Raw genomic sequence first — 21,415 nt, forward strand, 5'->3', positions numbered from 1 at the left:
CAGGCGGCGCCGCATCCGGAGAGAGCCTGAGGATCAGGCGCCGCGCCCGGAGCGGGTCAGGCGGCGCGGCGCTGCTCCGGCAGCCGGACCGCGCCCTCCTCGCGGGCGTAGTCGGCCAGCAGGGTCCGCAGCTGACGGCGGCCGCGGTGCAGGCGGGACATGACCGTGCCGATGGGGGTGCCCATCCGGTCGGCGATCTCCCTGTAGGCGAACCCCTCGACGTCGGCGAGGTAGACCGCCACGCGGAACTCCTCGGGCAGGGTGCGCAGGGCGTTCATCACCGCGGTGTCGGGCAGCTGCTCCAGCGCCTCGGTCTCGGCGGACTTGAGCCCGGAGGACGTGTGGGACTCGGCGGCGGCGAGCTGCCAGTCCTCGATCTCCTCGGTGGCCGAGAGCTTGGGCGAGCGCTGCCTCTTGCGGTACTCGTTGATGAAGTTGTTGGTGAGGATGCGGTGCAGCCACGCCTTGAGGTTGGTGCCCTCGCGGAACTGGTGGTAGGAGCTGAACGCCTTGGCCACGGTCTCCTGGACCAGGTCCTCGGCGTCCGCCGAGTTGCGGGTGAGACGCATCGCGGACGCGTAGAGCTGGTTGGTCACCGGCACGACATCTCGCTCGAACCAGTCGTTGCGCTGCTCTTCGGTCATCGTGATCACGTAATCCCCCTCGGGCCTTCCCCCAGTAACATCCGGCACATCGCGCGATGCCCCTTCCCCTGACAGGCCATCGCATGCTCGCAGGCACGCCGTAAAGGTGCCGTTAAGAGTCCCAGCTGGTCAGGGGGTCGGCTTCTGGCTGCATCGGTGGCGGACGGACACACGCCCCACAGCCGGACAAGTATCGTTATCGTAACATCTTTCCCTCCGAATAGTCGTAAAGTGTGTCCACACTCACATCACCGCAGCTCACGCTACCTTTGCCTCTATGCAATCCCCGATGGACCAGGTGGATCGGCACGATCCCCGTACCCGCTCCTGGGTGGCCGAGGCCATCCGCCGCGTCGAGGCCGACGCGCACCGGAGCTGTGACACCCACCTCCACGTCTTCCCCCTCCCCGCCCACTGGGGGGTGAGCCTCTATCTGAAGGACGAGTCGGTCCACCCGACCGGTTCACTCAAGCACCGGCTCGCCCGTTCCTTGTTCCTGTACGGCCTGGCCGGCGGATGGATCGGCCCGTCCACCACGGTCGTGGAGGCGTCCAGCGGCTCCACGGCGGTGAGCGAGGCGTACTTCGCCCGGCTCGTCGGCCTGCCGTTCATCGCGGTGATGCCCGCCTCGACCTCGCCGGAGAAGATCGCCCTGATCGAGTTCTACGGCGGCAAGTGCCACCTCGTGGACGACCCCAAGACGATCTACGCCGAGTCGCGCAGGCTGGCCTCCGAGACCGGCGGCCACTTCATGGACCAGTTCACCTACGCCGAGCGGGCCACCGACTGGCGCGGCAACAACAACATCGCCGAGAGCATCTTCCAGCAGATGGAGATGGAGCCCCACCCCGAGCCGGCCTGGATCGTGGTCGGCGCGGGCACCGGCGGCACGTCCTCGACGATCGGCCGCTACATCCGCTACCGCCGCCACCTCACCCGCCTGGCCGTGGTCGACCCCGAGGGGTCGGCCTTCTACCCCGCCTGGGAGAGCGGCGACACCGCGGTCACCGCCCCGGGCTCGCGCATCGAGGGCATCGGCCGCCCCCGGGTGGAGCCCTCCTTCATGCCCGAGGTCATCGACCGCATGATCCGCGTGCCCGACGCGCTGTCCGTCGCGGCCATGCGCTGGGTCCGGGAGGTCACCGGCCGCGACGTCGGCGGCTCCACCGGCACCAACGTGGCGGCGGCCGTGCGGATCCTGCGCGAGATGCGCGCGGCGGGCGAGCGGGGCAGCGTCGTCACACTGATCTGCGACGGCGGCGAGCGCTACCGCGGGACGTACGACAGTGACGCCTGGCTGGCCGAGCAGGGCCTGGACATCACCCCCCACCTGCGCGACCTGCGGGCCTTCCTGTCGGAGGTGTGACGCGCCGCCGGCCCACCGGGCGGAGACCCGGCGGGCCGCCCGCGTCCGGGGCCGATGTCGGAGCCGGTCATGGACGCGGGCGGGGGTGGGACGCGGCGGGTGTTCTCCGCCCAGTGGTGTGGAGGTAGCCGGCGGTGGCGGCGAGCATGGCCACCCCCCAAAGCAGGAACACCGGGTAGGTCGCGGCGAATCCCCAGCTCCCATCGAGCACCTCTGTGCCGCCGTGCGGCGCGCACGTGCGGGTGATGCCGAACGCCAGGCATTTCGTCATCATCGCGCCGTACTGGCCGACCAGCATGCCGACGGCCGCCGCCGGAACGACGGCCAGACCACGAGGCACCCGGCGTCCCCGCACGAAGGGGACCCACTCCGGGACGACTTGCCCCCACCGGCCGATCAGCCCCAGCGTGAGCAGACCCCCGATCACCGGCCCGGCGACGAGCAGCGCCCAGAACACCGCCGAGCCGTGCAGAGCCGCCAGGCCGGCGCGGGAGTCTCCTGCCACGCCGAGCGGCACGCCCAACCCCCACAGCAGGTGCGGAATCGAGAAGCCCAGTACCGGCAGACCGGCCGCCGTCCAGGTCACCGCCCTGGCCCAGGACGCGGGACGGACCGTCCCATCGGCCCGACGCCCGTGTGACGGTGAGGCGGTGCGCGTGCCGAAACGGATGACCGCCAGAGCCAGCAGCACCCCCAGTACGGCGAGCAGCGACTGCGAGACGAGCGCCGGGTCGTCCAGCTTGCCGAACGCCAGCCGCATGACCAGGTTCCCGGGAGCCACCAGCACGAGTGCGGCCGAGACCGCCCAGCCCGCGGCCAGCAGCGCCGGCCGTGCATGTGATCTCATGGCCGCCCACGCTAGGGCGTGCCACCTGCCTGGGACCTCCCTCCCATGGGGGAGGAGGCTCCCCCATGGGGTGATGCGCGGCCGGAAGCGCCGTCCCGGCTCACCCCGCGCCGCCTGCGGTGGCCGATCGCCGATGGCGGCGCCCGCGCCCGTCCCCGCTCTCACCGAGCCGACGACCGGTGGACACGGGTTCGGGCCGGCGCGCTCAGGCCGTCTTCGCCGGGTCGACCTCGAAGATCTTCGCCAGGTCGTCGAGCATGGCGTGGGCGCCCTGGATGCCGACGGCGCTCATCCACGTGGTGTCGGAGACGTCGTGCCTGGCGCCCTTCAGCCGGTCCCACAGCGGGTTGGCCTCGAACTTCTTCCTGATCGGCTCGACCGACGGGTCGTCGTAGGCGGCGACGAAGATGTGGTCGGCGTCGAGCTGGGAGATGTTCTCCTGGCTGACGTCCACCGCGATGGCGTCCGCGCTGGTCGGCTGGTCCTTCGGCCGCGGGAAGCCGACGTCCTTCAGCACCAGGCCGGAGTAGGAGTTCTCCACGTAGAGGCGGACGGTGGGCTCGCCGGCGAAGCGGGCGACCGAGACGGTGGGCATCCCGCCCTCCTTCGCCTCGATCGACTCACCGATCTTCGCGGCCCGGTCCTGGTAGGCGGTGATCCGCTGCTCGGCCAGGTCCTCCCTGCCCAGGGTGCGCCCCACGAGCCGGAGGTTCTCCTTCCAGATGGCGCCGGTGGTCTCGCTGAACACCGTCGGTGCGATCTTCGACAGCTTGTCGTAGAGCGCCTCGTGGCGGACCTTCGCCGAGACGATCAGGTCCGGCTTGAGGGCGACGATCTTCTCCAGGCTCGGCTGCTCCAGCGTGCCGACCGACGTGGCGTCCCCGGCGTGCCCGAGGACCGGGGCGAGGTAGCCGGGCAGCTTCTCCTCGATCGACCGGTAGGTGGTGTAGCCGACGACGTCGGTCTCCAGGGTCAGCACCGCGTCCACGAAGCTCTGGTCGAGTGCCACGACCCGCTTGGGCCGCGCCGGGATCTCGGTCTCGCCCATGGCGTGCCTGACCGTCCGGGGGAACGCGGCCGCGCCGGCCGTACCGCTCGCCCGCGGGTCGGACGCCTGCGCGTCCGAGCCCGGACCGGCGGCCGTGCCGGTGGACGAACCCGACCCGCAGGCGGCGAGCCCGAGGGCCAGCACGGCCCCCGCGACGCCGGCGACCAGGGTGCGCAACACTCTCATCAGATTTTCCTTTACCGAAGCCATGCCTAATTTAGTTTAGGCATACCTAACCTGACATACTTGCCTGAAATCCAGCAACCGACCCGAGAGGAGCACGGGTGAGCACAGCGGTGACCGCCGTCCGGCCGCCCGCGCCCGGCAGGCCCCGGACGGGCCGCCCGCGCCCGCCCCTCGTGCTGGCCGGGCTGCTGGGCGCCGTGGCGGTGGCGGCCGTGCTGAGCGTCATGGTCGGCGCCCGGCCGGTGCCGCCCGCCGACGTCTGGCACGCGCTGACCGGCCCCACCGGCACCGAGAACGACATCGTCGTCTCCTCGCTGCGCGTCCCCAGGACCACCCTCGGCCTGCTGGCCGGGGTCGCGCTCGGCGTGGCGGGCGCGCTGATGCAGGGCCACACCCGCAACCCCCTGGCCGACCCCGGGCTGCTCGGCGTCACCCAGGGCGCGGCCTTCGCGATGGTGGCGGCCATCATGGTGTTCGGCGTGACGAGCCTGTACGGCTACATCTGGTTCGGCCTGGCCGGGGCGCTGGTGGCCAGCGTGGGCGTCTTCGCCCTCGGCATGGCCGGCGGCGGCCGGGGCGGCCCCACACCGGTGACGCTGGCCCTGGCCGGCACCGCGGTCAGCGCCTTCCTCTACGCCCTCACCTCGGCCATGGTCCTGATGGACGAGCAGGCCATGGACGTCTTCCGGTTCTGGCAGGCCGGGTCGATCGCCGGCCGGGGCGCCGACGTCGCCTGGCAGGTGCTCCCGTTCGTCGCGGCCGGCCTGGTCCTGGCGCTGGTCAACGCCCCCGGCCTCAACACCCTCGCGCTCGGCGAGGACGTGGCCCGCGCCCTGGGACAGAACGTCACGCTGACCCGCACCGTCGGCGTCGCCGCGATCACGCTGCTCAGCGGCGCCGCCGTCGCGGCCTGCGGAGCGCTCGCCTTCCTCGGGCTGATGGTGCCGCACCTGGCGCGTCCCCTGTCGGGACCCGACCACCGGCTGCTGCTGCCGTACTCGGGGCTGCTCGGCGCCGCGGCGCTGCTGGGCGCCGACGTGGTCGGCCGGGTCGTGGCCCGGCCCGGCGAGCTGGAGGTCGGCGTCGTGCTCGCCCTGCTGGGCGCGCCGTTCTTCGTCGCGCTGGTCAGGCGCAGGAAGCCGCTGAGTCTGTGACCTCCTTCCCCACTCCCCCACCGTCCCCCTCGCCCCGCACGGAAGACGCCCCGCCCGTGACGACCTCCGTGCCCGTACGGCTCGCCCACGAGCGGCCGCTGCGGCTCGGCCCGGCCTCCTGGCTGCTGCGCCTGCGCTCGGCTACCGCGTCCCTGGTCCTGCTGGCCGCCGCGGTGCTGCTGATGGCGCTGAACATGCGCATCGGCGACATCCCGATGAGCGTCGCCGAGGTGTTCCGGGCGGTCGCCGGCGGCGGGCCGGACCACTTCGTCGTGATGGAGCTGCGGCTCCCCCGCGCGCTGACCGGCGTCCTCGTCGGCGCGGCGCTGGCCCTGGCCGGCGCGATCACCCAGGCCATCGCCCGAAACCCGCTGGCCAGCCCCGACGTCCTCGGCGTCACCACGGGCTCCAGCGTCGCCGTGGTCGGGATCATCGTGACCGCGGGCAGCGCGGCGGGCGGCGCGGGCGGAGCCCTGGCGAGCGTGGGCGTCCCCCTGGTCGCCCTGGCCGGCGGACTGGCCGGGGCCCTGGCCGTCTACCTGCTGGCCTGGCGCGGGGGCCTGGACGGCTACCGCCTCGTCCTGGTCGGCGTCGGCGTCTCGGCGGTGTTCACCAACGTCAAGTACTGGCTGCTGACCGTGGGAGACGTCACCGACAGCGGCCGGGCCATGGTGTGGATCAGCGGCTCGCTCAACGGCCGGGGCTGGGAGCACGTGGTCCCGGTCGCGATCGCGCTGGCCGTACTGGTGCCGGCGGCGCTGGCAGGCACCCGGTCGCTCGGCGCGCTGCGCTTCGGCGACGACACCGTGACCGGCCTGGGCGTGCGGACGAACCTCGCCAGGGGCCTGCTGGTCCTGGCCGCGGTGCTGCTCGCGGCGGTGGCCACCGCCGCGGCCGGTCCGATCGCCTTCGTCGCCCTGGCCTCGCCGCAGATCGCGCTGCGCGTGGCCGGGGTCGCCCAGCCGCCGCTGATCGTCTCGGCGCTGTGCGGGGCCGTCCTGGTCACCGCCGCCGACCTGGCCGCCCGTACGGTGGCCTCCCCCGCCGAGCTCCCGGTGGGCGTGGTCACCGCGGTCCTGGGCGCCCCCTACCTGATCTACCTGCTGGTCCGCGCGCGCCGGGGGGCACGCGCGTGAACGGCGGGAACCGTACGGACGACCACGGAGAGCACGGAGAGGAAGCGAACGTGAGGCTGCAGGCGGTCGGCGTGAGGCTCGGCTACGGTGACCGCGTCATCGTCGACGGTCTCGACCTCGGCATCGAGGCCGGGACGGTCACCACGATCATCGGGCCCAACGGGTGCGGCAAGTCCACGCTGCTGCGCGCGCTGGGCCGGCTGCTGAAGCCGTCCGGCGGCGAGGTGCTGCTGGACGGCAAGCGCATCGACCGGATGCCGACCAAGGAGGTCGCGCGGATCCTGGGCGTGCTGCCGCAGGCGCCCACGGCCCCCGAGGGGCTGACCGTGGCCGACCTGGTGGCCCGGGGCCGGCACCCGCACCAGACCTGGTACCGGCAGTGGTCGTCCGGCGACGAGGCGGCGGTCGGCGAGGCGCTGGCCATGACGGGCCTGGACGGCCTGGGCGAGCGCCCGCTGGACGAGCTGTCGGGCGGGCAGCGGCAGCGGGCGTGGATCTCGATGGCCCTGGCCCAGGGCACCGACCTGCTGCTGCTGGACGAGCCGACGACCTTCCTGGACCTCGCCCACCAGATCGATGTGCTGGAGCTGGTCCGCCGGCTGCACGGCGAGCACGGCCGGACCGTGGTGATGGTCCTGCACGACCTCAACCTCGCGGCCCGGTACGCCGACCGGCTGGTCGCCATGCGCTCCGGCCGGGTGGTCGCGGCCGGGACGCCGCACGAGGTCCTCACCGAACCGCTGCTGGCCGAGGTCTTCGACCTGGAGGCCAAGGTCATCGAGGACCCGGTGGCGGGCACCCCCCTGGTCGTCCCGGTCGGCGTCCGCCACCACGGCCTCTGAGGAACCGGGGTCAGGGGATGGTCCGGGCGGAGAACGCGTCCAGGGTTCGAACCTCGGGGCGCGTTCGATCGTCTTGGGGGGAAGGTCAGGATTGACGATGCCTCAGGCGGCACGGGTATTCGTCGTGCCGTTGTCCGGGGCCCCTTTCTCCATGCGGGAGATCTCCTCCAGCCGGTCGGCCTGCCGGGCGGGGAGGGTGAGCGCGAAGCCCTCCAGGTTGCCGTGGAGCTGGTCGAGAGTGCGCGGGCCGATGATCACGGAGGTGACCCCGGGCCGGTCACGCACCCAGGCCAGGGCGACCGCGGTCGGCGTGACGCCCAGTTCGGCGGCGGCCTTGACGACTTCCGCGGCGATGTCCAGAGTGCGGTCGTTCAGCAGACCGTCGGCCACGCTCCTGGCCGCGGGGAGTGACGAACCGAGCAGCCGTCCGATCCGGCTCTCGGCCGCCGGGGCGGCCTCCCGGCCGTACCGCCCGGTGAGCACGCCGCCGCCGAGCGGCGACCACACGGCGGCGCCCAGCCCGTGCCGCGCGCACACGGGCAGGATCTCCGCTTCGATGCCGCGCGCCACCAGCGAGTACTGCGGCTGGAGGCTGACGAACGGGGTCGCTCCGGCACGCTGGGCGGCCCATTGGGCCTCCACGATCTGGGCGGCGGTGAAGTTGGAGAGGCCGAGGTAGCGGACCTTGCCGGAGCGGACGAATCCGTCCAGCGTCGTCACCGTCTCCTCGAACGGTGTGGTGTCGTCCCAGCCGTGGCACTGATAGAGATCGACATGGTCGGTGCCGAGCCGTCGCAGGCTGGCCTCCAGCGCCCTGGTGAGGTGCAACCGGGACAGACCCCGCTGGTTGGGACCCGTTCCGTGCGGCATGAACGCCTTCGTGGCGAGGACGACGTCGTCGCGACGGCCCTTGACGGCCCGGCCGACGATCTCCTCCGACCGGCCGCCGGTGTAGACGTCGGCGGTGTCGATGAAGGTGTGCCCCCTGTCCAGGAAGGCGTGGACGATCCTGGTGGCCTCGGCCTCGTCGCATCCGGTGACGTGGTCCGAGGGGCCGAAGTTCATCGTGCCCAGGCAGACGCGGGAGACCTTGAGTCCCGAGCGACCCATCGTGACGTGCTCCATGAGTGTCCCATCGCTATACTCACCAAACCGGATCAGTCGTTCCGGTTGTGAACATACGGAACGCTTGATCCGGTTGTCAACGGGAGTGACCATGCCCGAGAGCAGACCCCTGCGCGCCGACGCACGGCGCAACCGCGAACGGATTCTGCGGACGGCCGAGATCGTCCTGGCCCGCGATGGCCTGTCCGCCTCCATGCGCGAGATCGCCCGTCAGGCGGACGTGGGGCTGGCCACCATCTACCGGCAGTTCCCCACCAAGGAAGCCCTGTACGAGGCGATCGTCGTGGCCCGCGTGCGCGCGCTCGTCGACGAGGCCCGCGGCCTGGCCGACTCCGAGGAACCCGGCGCGGCGTTCTTCCGCTTCTTCACCCGCGTCGTCGAAGACGCCACACACAAGAAGACCCTGGTGGACGCCCTCACGGATGCGGGCGTCGACGTCAAGGCCGGCATGAGCGGGCTGAGCAGGGAGATGGTGGCCGTGATCGAGACGTTGCTGACCCGCGCCCAGCAGGCCGGGAGGGTCCGTGCCGACGTGCGCATGCCCGAGCTTCTCGCCCTGCTCAGCGCCGCCTGCCTGGCCGCCGAGCGCGGTCGATGGGAGGAGCCCCTGCGCACGCGCACCTTGTCCGTCATGTTCGACGGCCTGCGCGGCCCTTCCCTCGGACCTGCGCCAGGTGCGGCAGGGGGACGGCGTGGGCCCACCCCCTGAGGGGTGCCGCACGGCGCGCCCTCAGGGCAGCCAGTCGCGCCGCGGGTCGTACTCCAGCCACCGGTTGCGGCCCGCCTCCGCCAGGAACGCCTCCACCAGCGGTTCGATCGGCGGGTGCCCGCCGGAGCCCCGCCACAGCAGCGACCAGGCGTACAGCGGGGTCGGGTCCACCAGCGGGATCGTCCGGACGCCGGGGACGTCCGGCAGGGGGCAGTCGGCGGGCAGCAGCGAGAAGCAGCCGGGGTCGGCGGCGATGCGCGCCGCGAAGTGGTCGAGGCCGAGGTTGGGCCCCTGCTCCCGGGCGGTCACGCCGAAGTGGTCGGCGAAGCGGCCGAGGAAGTCGAGCCGGTCCAGCGGCCCCGGCGTCCACAGCACGCCGGTGCGCAGCCGCTCGGGCCGCAGGACCGGCTCGGCCGCCAGGGGATGGTCGGCGCTGACCACCGCGTCGACGGGTTCCAGCCGCACCAGCCGGTGGGTGAGCCCCTCCGGCAGCGGCGGATGGACCCTGCCGAACCCGATGTCGGTCTCCCCGCGCAGCAGCGCCGCCGCCACGGACGGCAGGTCGCGGGCGTGCCCCAGTTCGAGCTCCAGCCCCTCGGCGCGTTCCGCGGCGCGGGAGAGCGTGCGCATCGGCGCGTAGAGGTGGCCCCACACGTCCACCCGCAGCGGCCGGCGTTCCTCGCGCGCGGCGGCCACGGCGAGGTCCCCCGCGGCGAGCGCCTGCCGGGCGGGGGCGAGGAAGCGCAGCCCGGCCGCGGTGAGCCGTACCCCCTGTCCGCCGCGGTCGAGCAGGCGCGCGCCGAGCCGGGCCTCCAGGGCGGCGATCCGCTTGGACAGGGCCTGCTGGGAGATCGAGAGCTCCGCCGCCGCCCGGCCGAAGTGCAGCTCCTCCGCGGCGAGCACGAACGCGCGGACCTGTGCCAGATCGAGATCCACGGCCCACACCCTATGACCTGGTCCGGGAGCCGGTCACCGGTCCCGGTCACCCGGGCGGTCTCCCGCCACGGACCCGGGACGACAACCGGTGGTTGTCGCCTCCACCCGCCGGTTGTTGGCCGGAGCGCCCCGGCCTCCGATTCCATGACGGGCATGAAGAGACTGATCGCCACCGGCGACCCGGAACGCCCGGTACGCCTCGCCGAGGACGTCCAGCCCGTCCCGGCCGCGGACGAGGCCCTGGTCAGGGTGGAGGCGTTCTCCGTCAACCGGGGAGAGACCTTCCTGCTGGAGGACCCGCGCCCGGGGTTCGTCCCGGGCAAGGACGTCGCGGGCCTGGTCGTGCAGGCGGCGGCCGACGGCTCGGGCCCGGCGGCCGGGACCCGCGTGGTGGGGCATCCGCCGTACGGGGGCTGGGCCGAGTACGTCGCGGTCCCCACCCACTCGCTCGCCGGGCTGCCCGGCTCCGTCACCTCCGTCCGGGCCGCGGCCCTGCCTCTCGCCGGGATCACCGCGCTGCGTCTGCTCCGCGCGGCCGGCGTCGTGACGGGCCGGCGGATCCTGCTCACCGGCGCCTCGGGCGGGGTGGGCCACTACGTCACCGAACTGGCCGCCGCGGCCGGAGCCGAGATCACCGCGGTGACCGCCTCGCCCGAACGCGGCCGGCGGCTGATCGAACTGGGCGCCGCGGAGGTCGTGCACGACGTCGCCGACGCGCGCGGGCCCTTCCCGCTGGTCCTGGAGTCCACCGGCGGGACCGCCCTGCCCGCCGCCCTCGCCGCGCTGGCGCCGGGCGGCACGCTGATCTGGTACGGCCAGGCCAGCCGGACCCCGGTGACCCTCGACTTCTTCGATCTCCTCGCCGGGCCGGAGAACGCCGTGATCCGGCACTTCCACTACGCCGGCGCCCCCTACGGCGATGACCTCGCCACGCTGGTCCGGCTGGTGGACGCCGGACGGCTGCGCCCCGAGATCGGCCGGATCGCCGACTGGGCGCAGGCCGCGGACCTCCTGGTCGACCTGCGGGAGAGGCGGGTGCGAGGCAAGGCCGTCCTCACCGTCGGCGGACCCCCCGCCGCCCGCTCCGCCGTAGAAGAGCCGTCCGCCGCCCGCTCCGCCGCGGAGGAGCCGTTCGCCGCCGGTGAACCCGTCCTCACCGAAGGCCCCCTCACCGGCGGTTCCGCCGCCGGAGTCCCCCTCGCTCCGAAGGAGTCGCGATGAGCGCCGCCGTGTTCGCCGAGGCCAACTTCAGCCGCGCCACCGCCGCCGGCCTCGACCCGCACGAGTACCGCCGCGTCACGGCCGGGCTCGCGTCCCTCGACGACTGGCCGGACGCCTTCGTCCGGGCCGGCCGGCGCCACCTCGGCCTGGCCGGGGCGGCGGCGTCCACGGTCTCGGCGGGCGAGCACTTCCGGACGGCCGCCAGGTGGTTCCACTTCGCCGCCCTCGTGCCGCACCCGGACCGCGCGCTGGCCGCCGGGGCGGCCGCGGAGGCCGACGCCGCCATGGGCCGCGCCCTGGAGATCCTGGAGCCCGCCGCCCGGAGGATCCAGGGCCCCGGCTTCACCGGCCGGCTCCGCGGCCCCGCCGACGCCGCCGCGACCGTCGTCATCGTGCCCGGCATGGACTCCGCCAAGGAGGAGTTCCACGCCGTCGCCGAGGCGTTCCTGCACAGGGGCGCGGCGGTGTTCGCCATGGACGGCCCCGGTCAGGGCGCGCTCGCGGCCACCACCGTCGTCCGCCCCGACTACCACCGGGTGGTGGGGGACGTCGTCGACGCCCTCGGCGTCGAGGGGATCGGCCTGGTGGGGCTCAGCCTGGGCGGCTACTACGCCGCCGAGAGCGCCGCCAGAGAGCCCCGGGTCAGGGCCGCCGTCACCGTCAGCGGCCCCTTCCGCCTCGACTGGGACGGGCTGCCCCCGTTCGTGCACGACACGCTGACCCAGCGCGCCGGCGGCGTCGAGGCCGCCCGGGACTTCGCCCGCCACGTGGACCTGACGGACCTCGCCCCGCGCGTCGCCGTACCGCTGCTGGTGGTGGACGGCGGGCGGGACGCCATCCCCGGCGTGGTCAACGGCGAGCCGCTGGCCCGCCTGGCGCCGTACGGCGAGTACATGCTCGTGCCGTACGCCGACCACCTGCTCGGCGAGGCCCACCCCGACTGGCTCCCCGCCGCGGCCGACTGGCTGATGGCGCGACTGGGGGCGTCCGAACGCTGACGGAGTGAGCGGGGATGCCGTGCGCGCCCGCCCCGGCCCGGGGCAGGGCCGGGCGGTGAAGGCTCGGGGGGACGGTGAAGGCCCGGCCGATGGCGGGGACGGGCGGAAGAGGCAGGCGCGGTTACCGGATGGGCTGTTGATCGGCCGGCCACCCGGGCGTATGTTCCTCCCAACATCCGAGTGCTCCTCATGTTCTGGGGGTTCCCCGTGCACTCACGTCTCCGGCGGATGATCGCCGCCGCCTCGGCGTTCGCGATCGTCGCGCTCACCCTCCCCCTCACCTCTCCGACCCCGGCGTCGGCGGACACCCTCGCCCCCGACGACCACTGCCTCGGCCAGTGCGCCGACATCCTGCCACCCGGCGAGAACGGCAACGCCACACTGGTGGAGATCCTCGCCAACCAGTCGCTGGGCACGATGCCCCGGCACAGCTCCGACCAGCTCGGCCGGTACGCGGACCTCGTCTCCGGCTACACCGGGCTGACCGACGAGCAGATCGCCGCGTTCTTCAACGACGCCTCCTTCGGTGTGCCGGACGGGCAGGTGGAGAGCACCGTCAGCCCGCGGTCCGACGTGAAAATCGTCCGCGACCGGGCCACCGGGGTCCCGCACATCACCGGCACGACCCGCGAGGGCACCATGTTCGGCGCCGGATACGCCGGCGCGCAGGACCGATTGTGGGTCATGGACCTGATCCGGCACGTCGGCCGGGGCGAGCTGACGCCCTTCGCCGGCGGCGCGCCCGGCAACCGCGCGCTGGAGCAGAGCGTCTGGCTCAACTCCCCCTACACCGAGGCGGACCTGCAGACGCAGCTCACCCGCCTGCGCGACTCCGGCCCCCGGGGCGCGCAGCTCTACGCAGACGTGCGGTCCTACATCGACGGCATCAACGCCTACATCGACCACTGCATGGCGGGCCGCAACTGCCCCGGCGAGTACGTCCTAACCGGCCACCTCGACGCCGTCACCAACGCGGGCGGCCCCCAGGACTTCACCATGACCGACCTCATCGCGATCTCCGGGGTGGTCGGCGGCCTGTTCGGCGGGGGCGGCGGCGCGGAGATGCAGTCCGCGCTGGTACGCGTCGCGGCCCGCGCCCGCTACGGCGTCGCCGCCGGCGACCGCGCCTGGGAGGCGTTCCGGTCGCGCAACGACCCCGAGACCACCCTCACCCTGCACGCCGGCCAGAGCTTCCCCTCGGGCGACGCGCCCGGCGCCACCGGCGTCGTCCTGCCCGACGCCGCCACGACCGCGCCGGTGGACATCACCGAGAACGAGAAGGGGTCGGCCACCGGCCCGGCCCTCACCGCCCGCTCCGGCGAGGCGGAGAAGGGCGTGCTCGGCGGGCTGACCGTCGACAACGCCAGGCCCGGGATGTCCAACGCCGTCGTGGTGTCCGGCGCCGAGTCCACCACCGGCCACCCGGTCGCGGTGTTCGGCCCGCAGACCGGATACTTCGCCCCGCAACTGCTCATGCTGGAGGAGCTGTCCGGGCCCGGCATCCGGGCGCGCGGCGCGGCGTTCGCCGGGCTCAACCTGTACGTGTTGCTCGGCCGGGGCACCGACTACGCCTGGAGCGCCACCTCCAGCGGCCAGGACATCACCGACACCTACGCCCTGGAGCTCTGCGAGCCCGGCGGCGGGACCCCGACCGCGGCGTCGGACCACTACCTCTACCGCGGCGTCTGCACGGCCATGGAGACGCTGCGCAAGACCAACTCCTGGAAGCCCAACGTCGCCGACACCACCGCGGCGGGCTCCTACGACCTGGTGATCAAACGGACCAAGTACGGGCTGGTGACCTGGCGCGGCACCGTCGGCGGGCGGCCCACCGCCTTCGCCTCGCTGCGCTCGACCTACGGGCACGAGGCCGACTCGGCGATCGGGTTCCAGCGGTTCAACGACCCGGCGCAGATGGGCGACCCGGCGGGCTTCACCACCGCCGCCTCCGACATCGGGTTCGCGTTCAACTGGTTCTACGTCAACTCGGCCCGCTCGGCGTACTTCATGTCGGGCAACACCCCCGTCAGGTCCGCGGTCTCCGACCCGAACCTGCCGATGACGGCCGACGCCGCCCACGAGTGGGCCGGCTTCGACCCCGAAACCCGCACCGCGACCTACACCGCCCCGGCGACCCATCCGCAGGCCGTCGACCAGGACTACTTCGTCAGCTGGAACAACAAGCAGGCCAAGGACCACGGCGCCGCCGACGGCAACTTCAGCTTCGGCCCCGTCCACCGGGCCGACCTGCTGGACGCCCCCGTCAAGGCGGCCCTGGCCGGGTCCGGCAAGCTCGACCGGGCCGGCACCGTGAAGATCATGGCCGAGGCCGCCGTCACCGACCTGCGCGGCAGGAAGGTCCTGCCGCACCTGCTGCGGGTGATCGGCGACGCCCCCGCCGACCCGGCCCTCGCCTCGGCGGTGGCCGGGCTGAAGGCGTGGGCGGACTCGGGGGCGAAACGGACCGAGACCGCGCCGGGCAGCCGGACGTACGCGCACGCCGCGGCGATCCGCGCGTTCGACGCCTGGTGGCCCAGGCTCGTCCAGGCCGAGTTCCGGCCCGGGATGGGCGAGGGCCTCTACCGGTCCCTGACCGGCGCCCTGCAGATCAACGAGTCCCCCTCCGGCCACCAGAACGGTGACTCGGGCTCGCCCGGCTCGGCCAACGAGGCCCAGGCGCACAAGGGCTCGTCGTTCCAGTACGGCTGGTGGGGCTACGTCAGCAAGGACCTCCGGGCCGTTCTCGGCGAGCCGGTCTCCGGACCGCTGCCCGCGAAGTACTGCGGCGACGGCACGGTGGCGGGCTGCCGGACGGTGCTGCTGGACAGCCTCGCGGCGGCGCTCGCCGAACCCGCGACGACGACCTACCCCGCCGACGACGTCTGCGGCGCGGGCGACCAGTGGTGCGCCGACAGCGTCCGCCACTCCCCGCTCGGCGGGATCAAGCAGTCGCTGATCTCCTGGCAGAACCGGCCGACCTACCAGCAGGTCGTGTCGTTCCCCTCGCACCGGGGCGACCCGATCGGCAACCTCGCGGCCGGCCGTACGGCCAAGGCGTCCAGCTCGGAGCTGTTCCTGCTCTACCCGGCGAGCAAGGCGGTGGACGGCGACCCGGGGAGCCGATGGTCCAGCGCCCGCAGCGACGACCAGTACCTCCAGGTGGACCTGGGCTCTCCGCAGACCGTGGCCCGGGTGCTGCTGCGCTGGGAGTCGGCCTACGGCTCGGCGTACTCGATCCAGACGTCCGCCGACGGCTCGTCCTGGACGACCGTCTCCTCCACCACCACCGGGAACGGCGGCGTGGACAACGTGACGTTCGCCCCGGCGACCGCGAGATACGTCCGGATGAAGGGCACGAAACGCGCCACCTCCTACGGCTACTCGCTGTACGAGATGGAGGTCTACTCCCGCTGATCCCCGCTGGAGCATGCGGATGCCCCCGGGATGGTGCCCGGGGGCGTCCGCGCGCGGTAACCAGCACCTACTTCGGCTTCACGTCGTACATGGACGCCGAAGGCCGGATCACCGCCGCCGGGCTCTGGCGGGTCTGGGGCCCGGCGGCGTACCGGACACATGCGGAGGTCGGCCGACCGCCCCCGCCACGTCCTACTCCTCCGGCTCCCAGGCGCGGAGCAGGTCGAGCAGCCCCGCGTCTCCGTCAACGTGCAAGGAGCCGGCCGGGATACGGTCGTACAGGTAGAGGACCAACTCACTGGCCGTGCCATGGATGGAGGCACCGGCTGCGTCCGGGTCCTCGCCGGTCGCGGCGGTGGGCGCGGGGATGCGGGTGGAGCGTGCGCCGTCGCCGTCGACCGTGAGGCGCCAGGAGCGGCCCTCGGCGGTGTGGAAGTCGAAGGTCGTGGGCTTGTGCGGCCAGGCGCTGGGCGTGGCGACGCAGGTGAACAGGAACTCCTCGACACCATCGAGGGCGACCTCGGCCGGCAGCGGCTGCGGGGCGCCCGCAGCGAGCTGGGCGTCGTAGGTGTGCACCGCGCTCTCCTGGACCCGGTGCCGGGCGACCCCGCCGGAGGTCCGCGGCGTCTGCAGGGCGCTCCACCACGCCCAGCAGCCGGCGTCCGGGCCCGCCTCCCGCAGGGCGCTCAGCAGAAGCCGCGTCGACGCGGCCAGCCAGGCCAGCAGTGCCTCACGCTCCCGCGGCACCTCCAGGGCGGCGCGCGCGGCGGTGGCCTCGGCCGGGGGAGCGTCGGCAGGCCCCGCGCCGACGACGGCGGCCCAGAAACGGTCTCCCCCACCCAGGTGCTTCACCAGATCGAACAGCGTCCACCCGGGGCAGGTCGGCACCTGTGCGTCGAGGCTGGGCGCGGCGGCGAACGCGGCGCGGAAGGCGGTCGACCGTTCATCGATCAGTCGCAGCAGGTCAGGGAACTCGGGATTCTTTTCCACGCCGGATGTCTATCACCGCGCTCCGGTGATCGGACAGCGGTTTCAGACGTGACGAAGCGGGCGAGGCACCATCGGATCGGCCGAAGGCCGATGCACCCCGGCGCCAGGTCGTCCGGGCCCCCGCCCAGACCGGCCGGCTTGACCGGCCCGCCCACCCGCTGAACGCTGGGGCTTCCCACCGCATGCGAACGGGAGCCTCATGCTTGTCAGTACCCGCCGCCACAATGATCGGCATGACGGAGAACTCGACGGTGCCGGTCGCCGTCCTGGCTGATGAAGGCGCCTATTTGCAGGCGGTCGCGCAGGCGCGTACCGCTGCCGAGGCGTACTACGGGTCCGGCGAGCCCAGCATGGACGATGAGACCTACGACCGGCTGCTGCGCGCGATCACCGACTGGGAGAGCGAGCACCCCGACCTCATCGCGGCGGACTCGCCCTCCCAGCAGATCGCAGCCGGGGTGACCACCGGCGACGTCGAGCACCCGGTGCGGATGCTGAGCCTGGGCAACGTCTTCTCGGACCAGGAGCTGAGGGCCTGGGCGGCGTCGCTGGAGCGCCGCCTGGGCGGGCGCGCGGTGACCGCCTGGGCCGTCGAGCCCAAGTTCGACGGCGTGGCCTTGGCCGCCCGCTACCGCAACGGCCGGCTGGCGCAGCTCGTCACCCGGGGCGACGGGGCGACGGGTGAGGACGTCTCCCACGCGATCGGGACCATCATCGGTCTGCCCCCGACCTTGACCGAGCCGATCACGGTCGAGGTCCGGGGGGAGGTCCTGATGACGAAGGCTCAGTTCGCCGCAGCCAACGAGCTGCGGGCCTCGCACGGGGCGGCGGTGTTCGCCAACCGCCGCAACGCCTCCTCCGGGTCGTTGCGGGCCAAGGACCGTGCCTACCGCGTCGAGCAGACGTTCCTGGCCTACGCCGCCCTGACCGGGCCTGAGCACACCAGCGACCCCACCCTGAAGGACCTGTCCCACACCCGGCTCATCGCCCGCCTGTCAGACCTCGGGCTGGGCACGACCATCGGCACGCCGGTCGCCACCTACTCCTGCGCCACACTGGAGCAGGTCATGGCCCGGGTGCAGGAGATCAATGTCCTGCGCGCGGACCTGGATTTCGAGCTCGACGGCGCCGTCATCAAGGCCGACGAGCCCGCCGACCAGACCCAGGCCGGCACGGGTTCACGCACCCCGCACTGGGCCACCGCGTTCAAGTTCCCCACCGCCCAGAAGATCACCGTCCTGCGCGAGGTGGAATGGGGCGTCGGCCGGACCGGCGTCATCGCTCCCCGCGCCGTCCTCGACCCGGTCAACGTCGCAGGCACGACCATCACCTACGCCACCCTGCACAACCCCGCCGACATCACCCGTCGGGGGCTGATGCTCGGCGATCACGTCATCGTCTACCGCGCCGGTGAGGTCATCCCCCGCGTCGAAGGTGCCGTCGCCACCCTGCGCACCGGCGACGAGCGACCCATCGTCTTCCCCGAGGTCTGCCCGCGCTGCGGGGCCGAGATCGACCGCACGCAGGAACGCTGGCGCTGCGTCCGGGGCCGCACCTGCGGCCAGGTCGAAGCCATCCGCTACGCGGTCGCCCGCGACGCCCTGGACATCGACGGCCTCGGCGAGAAGATCATCGTGCAGTTGGTGAGCAAGGGCCTGATCGAGGACTTCGCCGACCTGTTCACCCTCACCCGCGACCAACTGCTGACCCTGGAACGCATGGGCGCGAAAAGCGCCGACAACCTTCTGGCCGCCATCGACACGGCCCGGAGCAAGCCGCTGAACCGGGTCTTCTGCGCCCTCGGGATCCTGGGCACCGGACGCTCCATGTCGCTGCGCATCGCCACGTACTTCGGCTCGATGCAGGCGGTACGGGACGCCGACGCCGTGGCGCTGGAGCAGGTCGACGGAATCGGCGGGGAGAAGGCTCCGGTCATCGTGGCGGAACTGGCCGATCTCGCCTCGCTGATCGACAAGCTCGTGGCCTCGGGGGTGAACATGATCCAGCCCGGTGCGTCACTCGCTGCCGCTGATGGCGCGCCGGACGAGGAAGCGGGGGAAAAACTGTCGCTGACCGGGATGACGGTGGTGGTGACCGGGACGATGAGCGGGCCTCTGGCGGAGTACTCACGCACCGAGATGAACGAACTGATCGCCCAGGCGGGGGGCCGCGCGTCCTCCAACGTCTCCGCTCGCACCCATCTGGTCGTCGCGGGCGGTAACGCGGGCAGCAAGCTCGACAGAGCCCGTGCCCTGGGCATCGAGACCATCACGCCCGAGGAACTGGCCAAGCGCCTCACCACCCACTTGACCGGCGGCTGACCGTGGAGGGCTCCGGGCCACGCACGATCTCGGCGCCGACAGCGTCCGTCACTCCCCGCTCGGCGGGATCAAGCAGTCGCTGATCTCCTGGCAGAACCGGCCGACCTACCAGCAGGTCGTGTCGTTCCCCTCGCACCGGGGCGATGCGATCGGCAACCTCGCGGCCGGCCGTACGGCCAAGGCGTCCAGCTCGGAGCTGTTCCTGCTCTACCCGGCGAGCAAGGCCGTGGCTGACTGCGGCGGCCTCAGACCGGGCGCCGGGGAGTCCCTGAAACCTGGGGAGGGGGCCTCCTCCTCCCCAGGCGGACACGACGTCAACATTGTGTGATCGAAAGAATTCCGAGAGTTGCGAATCCCCCTCTTGGATCGACATAAGAAATTTATTATGCTGAGGTGAACTGGCAGATAGTGATCGTTCCCGAGGTCCGCAGATGGCTTCATGAGTTACGAAGGACAGATCGGCAGACTCTCCTGCTGGTCGCCGCCGCCCTGGATCGGATCGCAGAGGAGGGTCCCGGCCTGGGGCGCCCCTTGGTGGACACGATTCGAGACTCGGCCCTCCGTAATCTCAAAGAGCTGCGGCCGGGATCCAGCGGCCGAAGCGAGGTGCGACTGCTCTTCGTCTTCGATCCCTGGCGCCAAGCCGTCTTCCTGGTCGCTGGAGACAAGTCCGGCGACTGGAACGGCTGGTACGACACGGCGATCAAAACGGCGGAGACGCGGTTCGCCCGGCACTTTGAGGAGGAGCGATGAGCGATCAAGCGGTGACCTGGGAGGAACTGCGGGCCGAACTGGTCCGGCCCGAGGATGAGCACGAGGTCGCCCGGCTCCGGGACGAGATCTCGGCGCGCCAGCGCGCCTACCGGCTCGCCGAAACGAGACGCGCGCTCGGCCTGCGTCAGGAGGACGTCGCCCAGGCCATGGGGGTCTCGCAGGCACGCATCTCGCAGATCGAGGGCGGCGCCGTCGGTGAGATCGCGACGCTGGCCGCCTACGTGACGGCACTCGGTGGACAGCTCAAGATCGTGGCCGACTTCGGTGACTCCCTCATGGTGCTCGACACCCCCCGCGGGCGTCGTACGGCGTGACGGCGGGGCGGGCGGTTCCGGTGCACGGACGGCGGACGCCCCCGGGATGTCCCGGGGGCGTCCGCCGTCTCACGTGAGCGGGATCAGTCGCCGAGGAGCGCGTCCACGAAGACCTCGGGGTCGAACGGCGCCAGGTCGTCCGGGCCCTCGCCCAGGCCGACCAGCTTGACCGGCACGCCCAGCTCCCGCTGGACGGAGATGATGATCCCGCCCTTGGCGGTGCCGTCCAGCTTGGTCAGGGCGATGCCGGTGACGTCCACGACCTCGGCGAACACCTGGGCCTGGCGCATGCCGTTCTGGCCGGTGGTGGCGTCGAGGACGAGCAGGACCTCGTCGACCGTGGCCTTCTTCTCGATGACCCGCTTGACCTTGCCCAGCTCGTCCATCAGGCCGGTCTTGGTGTGCAGCCGGCCGGCGGTGTCCACGATCACCACGTCGGCCTTGTCGGCCGTGCCCCTGGCGACGGCGTCGAAGGCGACCGAGGCGGGGTCCCCGCCCTCCGGGCCGCGCACGACCTCGGCCCCGACCCGGTCTCCCCAGGTCTGGAGCTGGTCGGCGGCGGCGGCGCGGAAGGTGTCGGCCGCGCCGAGCACGACCGAGCGGCCGTCGCCGACGAGGGAGCGGGCCAGCTTGCCGGTGGTGGTGGTCTTGCCGGTGCCGTTGACGCCGACCACCAGCACCACGGCCGGGCGCTCGCCGTGCGGCTGGACGTGCAGGGTGCGGTCGAGGTCGGTGCCGATCTGGGTGAGCAGCTCCTTGCGGAGCAGGGCGCGCGCCTCGTCGGGCGTGCGACTGCCCAGGATCTTCACCTGCGTCCGCAGATCCTCGACCATCGCCTGCGTCGGGGCGATCCCGACGTCGGCGGTGATCAGGGTCTCCTCGATCTCGTCCCACGTGTCGTCGTCGAGACGGTCACGCGAGAGCAGTTCGAGCAGGCCCTTGCCGAAGGTGTTCTGCGAGCGGGCCAGCCGGGCGCGCAGCCGTACCATCCGGCCCGCGGACGGCGGCGGGACCTCCACCGCCGGGGGCGGGACGACCATCGGCTCGGCCGGCGTGGTCCGCGGAGGCGGGACGGTGGTCGTCGCCTCCTGGTCCTCCACCGCCGCCCTGGGCGGTGCCTGTGTCTCCTCCGGGATCCGCACCTCGGGCGGCTCGACCGGCGGAGGCGCCGCCTTGCCACGCGGCCGGAGCAGCAGGACCATGCTGCCGGCCGCCAGCACAAGGATGGCGACGACGATCGCGATTATGCCGATGGGTTCCACAAGACCACAGTTTTCCAGACGGCGGGTGATGCTCCGTACCCCGAGGGGCCCGAACCGGCCCCGTGCCCCCTCGTACGGGCGTCGGTCCCGCGGCCGGACCGCCGCCCGTACGGCTCGGCCGCGCGCCC

General features: G+C 72.8%; 19 protein-coding genes. 12 read left to right on the top strand and 7 right to left on the bottom strand.

What is annotated here, in order from left to right:
* Positions 1 to 56: 56 nt before the first annotated feature.
* Complete coding sequence (locus AB0D67_RS26780) at positions 57 to 644, bottom strand: sigma-70 family RNA polymerase sigma factor (protein WP_362941540.1); 588 nt, start codon at positions 642 to 644, stop codon at positions 57 to 59.
* 277 nt (positions 645 to 921) lie between these two features.
* Between AB0D67_RS26780 and AB0D67_RS26785 the strand changes: the two genes are divergently transcribed.
* Positions 922 to 2,010 (top strand): PLP-dependent cysteine synthase family protein, encoded by a 1,089-nt coding sequence (locus AB0D67_RS26785; RefSeq protein WP_362941440.1) that lies wholly within the window; start codon positions 922 to 924, stop codon positions 2,008 to 2,010.
* A 67-nt stretch (positions 2,011 to 2,077) separates the two neighbouring features.
* Here the strand turns inward: AB0D67_RS26785 and AB0D67_RS26790 are convergent, their stop codons facing one another.
* The gene (locus tag AB0D67_RS26790; RefSeq protein WP_362941443.1) at positions 2,078 to 2,857 is read right to left on the bottom strand and encodes a hypothetical protein; all 780 of its coding nucleotides are present in this window, start codon (positions 2,855 to 2,857) and stop codon (positions 2,078 to 2,080) included.
* A gap of 205 nt (positions 2,858 to 3,062) precedes the next feature.
* A complete protein-coding gene (locus AB0D67_RS26795) occupies positions 3,063 to 4,091 on the bottom strand; it encodes an iron-siderophore ABC transporter substrate-binding protein (protein WP_362941446.1) in 1,029 nt (342 codons plus the stop codon).
* A 98-nt stretch (positions 4,092 to 4,189) separates the two neighbouring features.
* Between AB0D67_RS26795 and AB0D67_RS26800 the strand changes: the two genes are divergently transcribed.
* From AB0D67_RS26800 to AB0D67_RS26810, 3 genes are read left to right on the top strand one after another with little or no spacing between them, the layout of a single operon-like run.
* A complete protein-coding gene (locus tag AB0D67_RS26800; protein ID WP_362941449.1) occupies positions 4,190 to 5,245 on the top strand; it encodes an iron ABC transporter permease in 1,056 nt (351 codons plus the stop codon).
* Between the two features lie 56 nt (positions 5,246 to 5,301).
* On the top strand, positions 5,302 to 6,381 hold the full coding sequence (locus tag AB0D67_RS26805) for an iron chelate uptake ABC transporter family permease subunit (RefSeq protein WP_362941452.1): 1,080 nt from the start codon (positions 5,302 to 5,304) through the stop codon (positions 6,379 to 6,381).
* Positions 6,382 to 6,431: 50 nt separating this feature from the next.
* Entirely contained in the window at positions 6,432 to 7,223 is a 792-nt protein-coding gene (locus tag AB0D67_RS26810; protein ID WP_362941455.1) for an ABC transporter ATP-binding protein, read from the top strand.
* Between the two features lie 102 nt (positions 7,224 to 7,325).
* Here AB0D67_RS26810 and AB0D67_RS26815 read toward each other — a convergent pair whose 3' ends face one another.
* The gene (locus tag AB0D67_RS26815) at positions 7,326 to 8,333 is read right to left on the bottom strand and encodes an aldo/keto reductase (protein ID WP_362941458.1); all 1,008 of its coding nucleotides are present in this window, start codon (positions 8,331 to 8,333) and stop codon (positions 7,326 to 7,328) included.
* A 106-nt stretch (positions 8,334 to 8,439) separates the two neighbouring features.
* On the opposite strand from AB0D67_RS26815, the gene AB0D67_RS26820 reads away from it, so the two are divergent.
* Positions 8,440 to 9,057 carry a helix-turn-helix domain-containing protein gene (locus tag AB0D67_RS26820; RefSeq protein ID WP_362941461.1) on the top strand — a complete coding sequence of 206 codons (618 nt, stop codon included), beginning with the start codon at positions 8,440 to 8,442 and terminating at the stop codon, positions 9,055 to 9,057.
* Positions 9,058 to 9,078: 21 nt separating this feature from the next.
* Here AB0D67_RS26820 and AB0D67_RS26825 read toward each other — a convergent pair whose 3' ends face one another.
* Positions 9,079 to 9,993, bottom strand: a complete 915-nt coding sequence (locus AB0D67_RS26825) for a LysR family transcriptional regulator (RefSeq protein ID WP_362941464.1) — start codon at positions 9,991 to 9,993, stop codon at positions 9,079 to 9,081.
* A 153-nt stretch (positions 9,994 to 10,146) separates the two neighbouring features.
* Between AB0D67_RS26825 and AB0D67_RS26830 the strand changes: the two genes are divergently transcribed.
* From AB0D67_RS26830 to AB0D67_RS26840, 3 genes are all read left to right on the top strand, one after another.
* Positions 10,147 to 11,214 carry a zinc-binding dehydrogenase gene (locus AB0D67_RS26830; RefSeq protein ID WP_362941467.1) on the top strand — a complete coding sequence of 356 codons (1,068 nt, stop codon included), beginning with the start codon at positions 10,147 to 10,149 and terminating at the stop codon, positions 11,212 to 11,214.
* The gene (locus tag AB0D67_RS26835) at positions 11,211 to 12,212 is read left to right on the top strand and encodes an alpha/beta hydrolase (RefSeq protein ID WP_362941470.1); all 1,002 of its coding nucleotides are present in this window, start codon (positions 11,211 to 11,213) and stop codon (positions 12,210 to 12,212) included. Before AB0D67_RS26830 ends, AB0D67_RS26835 begins: the two co-directional genes overlap by 4 nt.
* A 207-nt stretch (positions 12,213 to 12,419) precedes the next feature.
* Complete coding sequence (locus AB0D67_RS26840; protein ID WP_362941473.1) at positions 12,420 to 15,626, top strand: penicillin acylase family protein; 3,207 nt, start codon at positions 12,420 to 12,422, stop codon at positions 15,624 to 15,626.
* A gap of 192 nt (positions 15,627 to 15,818) precedes the next feature.
* Here the strand turns inward: AB0D67_RS26840 and AB0D67_RS26845 are convergent, their stop codons facing one another.
* Positions 15,819 to 16,616, bottom strand: a complete 798-nt coding sequence (locus AB0D67_RS26845; RefSeq protein ID WP_362941476.1) for a maleylpyruvate isomerase family mycothiol-dependent enzyme — start codon at positions 16,614 to 16,616, stop codon at positions 15,819 to 15,821.
* Between the two features lie 233 nt (positions 16,617 to 16,849).
* On the opposite strand from AB0D67_RS26845, the gene ligA reads away from it, so the two are divergent.
* The 4 genes from ligA (at position 16,850) to AB0D67_RS26865 (ending at position 20,025) form a co-directional block, all read left to right on the top strand.
* Positions 16,850 to 18,937: an NAD-dependent DNA ligase LigA gene (gene ligA / locus AB0D67_RS26850; RefSeq protein ID WP_362941479.1), complete on the top strand. Its 2,088-nt coding sequence runs from the start codon at positions 16,850 to 16,852 to the stop codon at positions 18,935 to 18,937.
* 118 nt (positions 18,938 to 19,055) lie between these two features.
* A complete protein-coding gene (locus AB0D67_RS26855) occupies positions 19,056 to 19,265 on the top strand; it encodes a hypothetical protein (RefSeq protein WP_362941482.1) in 210 nt (69 codons plus the stop codon).
* 65 nt (positions 19,266 to 19,330) lie between these two features.
* Positions 19,331 to 19,690 (top strand): type II toxin-antitoxin system RelE/ParE family toxin, encoded by a 360-nt coding sequence (locus AB0D67_RS26860; protein ID WP_362941485.1) that lies wholly within the window; start codon positions 19,331 to 19,333, stop codon positions 19,688 to 19,690.
* The gene (locus AB0D67_RS26865; protein WP_362941488.1) at positions 19,687 to 20,025 is read left to right on the top strand and encodes a helix-turn-helix domain-containing protein; all 339 of its coding nucleotides are present in this window, start codon (positions 19,687 to 19,689) and stop codon (positions 20,023 to 20,025) included. The genes AB0D67_RS26860 and AB0D67_RS26865 overlap by 4 nt, the downstream gene beginning before the upstream one ends.
* 83 nt (positions 20,026 to 20,108) lie before the next feature.
* Here AB0D67_RS26865 and ftsY read toward each other — a convergent pair whose 3' ends face one another.
* Complete coding sequence (gene ftsY / locus AB0D67_RS26870; RefSeq protein ID WP_362941491.1) at positions 20,109 to 21,287, bottom strand: signal recognition particle-docking protein FtsY; 1,179 nt, start codon at positions 21,285 to 21,287, stop codon at positions 20,109 to 20,111.
* Positions 21,288 to 21,415 lie beyond the last annotated feature (128 nt).

This window comes from Streptosporangium sp. NPDC048047, assembly GCF_040653115.1.
GTDB lineage: Bacteria > Actinomycetota > Actinomycetes > Streptosporangiales > Streptosporangiaceae > Streptosporangium.

Coding starts and splice junctions, on each gene's coding strand:
- AB0D67_RS26780 (WP_362941540.1), bottom strand. CDS start 644: ATGACCGAAGAGCAGCGCAACGACTGGTTCGAGCGAGATGTCGTGCCG.
- AB0D67_RS26795 (WP_362941446.1), bottom strand. CDS start 4,091: ATGAGAGTGTTGCGCACCCTGGTCGCCGGCGTCGCGGGGGCCGTGCTG.
- AB0D67_RS26865 (WP_362941488.1), top strand. CDS start 19,687: ATGAGCGATCAAGCGGTGACCTGGGAGGAACTGCGGGCCGAACTGGTC.
- AB0D67_RS26790 (WP_362941443.1), bottom strand. CDS start 2,857: ATGAGATCACATGCACGGCCGGCGCTGCTGGCCGCGGGCTGGGCGGTC.
- ligA (WP_362941479.1), top strand. CDS start 16,850: ATGACGGAGAACTCGACGGTGCCGGTCGCCGTCCTGGCTGATGAAGGC.
- AB0D67_RS26820 (WP_362941461.1), top strand. CDS start 8,440: ATGCCCGAGAGCAGACCCCTGCGCGCCGACGCACGGCGCAACCGCGAA.
- AB0D67_RS26830 (WP_362941467.1), top strand. CDS start 10,147: ATGAAGAGACTGATCGCCACCGGCGACCCGGAACGCCCGGTACGCCTC.
- AB0D67_RS26835 (WP_362941470.1), top strand. CDS start 11,211: ATGAGCGCCGCCGTGTTCGCCGAGGCCAACTTCAGCCGCGCCACCGCC.
- AB0D67_RS26815 (WP_362941458.1), bottom strand. CDS start 8,333: ATGGGTCGCTCGGGACTCAAGGTCTCCCGCGTCTGCCTGGGCACGATG.
- AB0D67_RS26785 (WP_362941440.1), top strand. CDS start 922: ATGCAATCCCCGATGGACCAGGTGGATCGGCACGATCCCCGTACCCGC.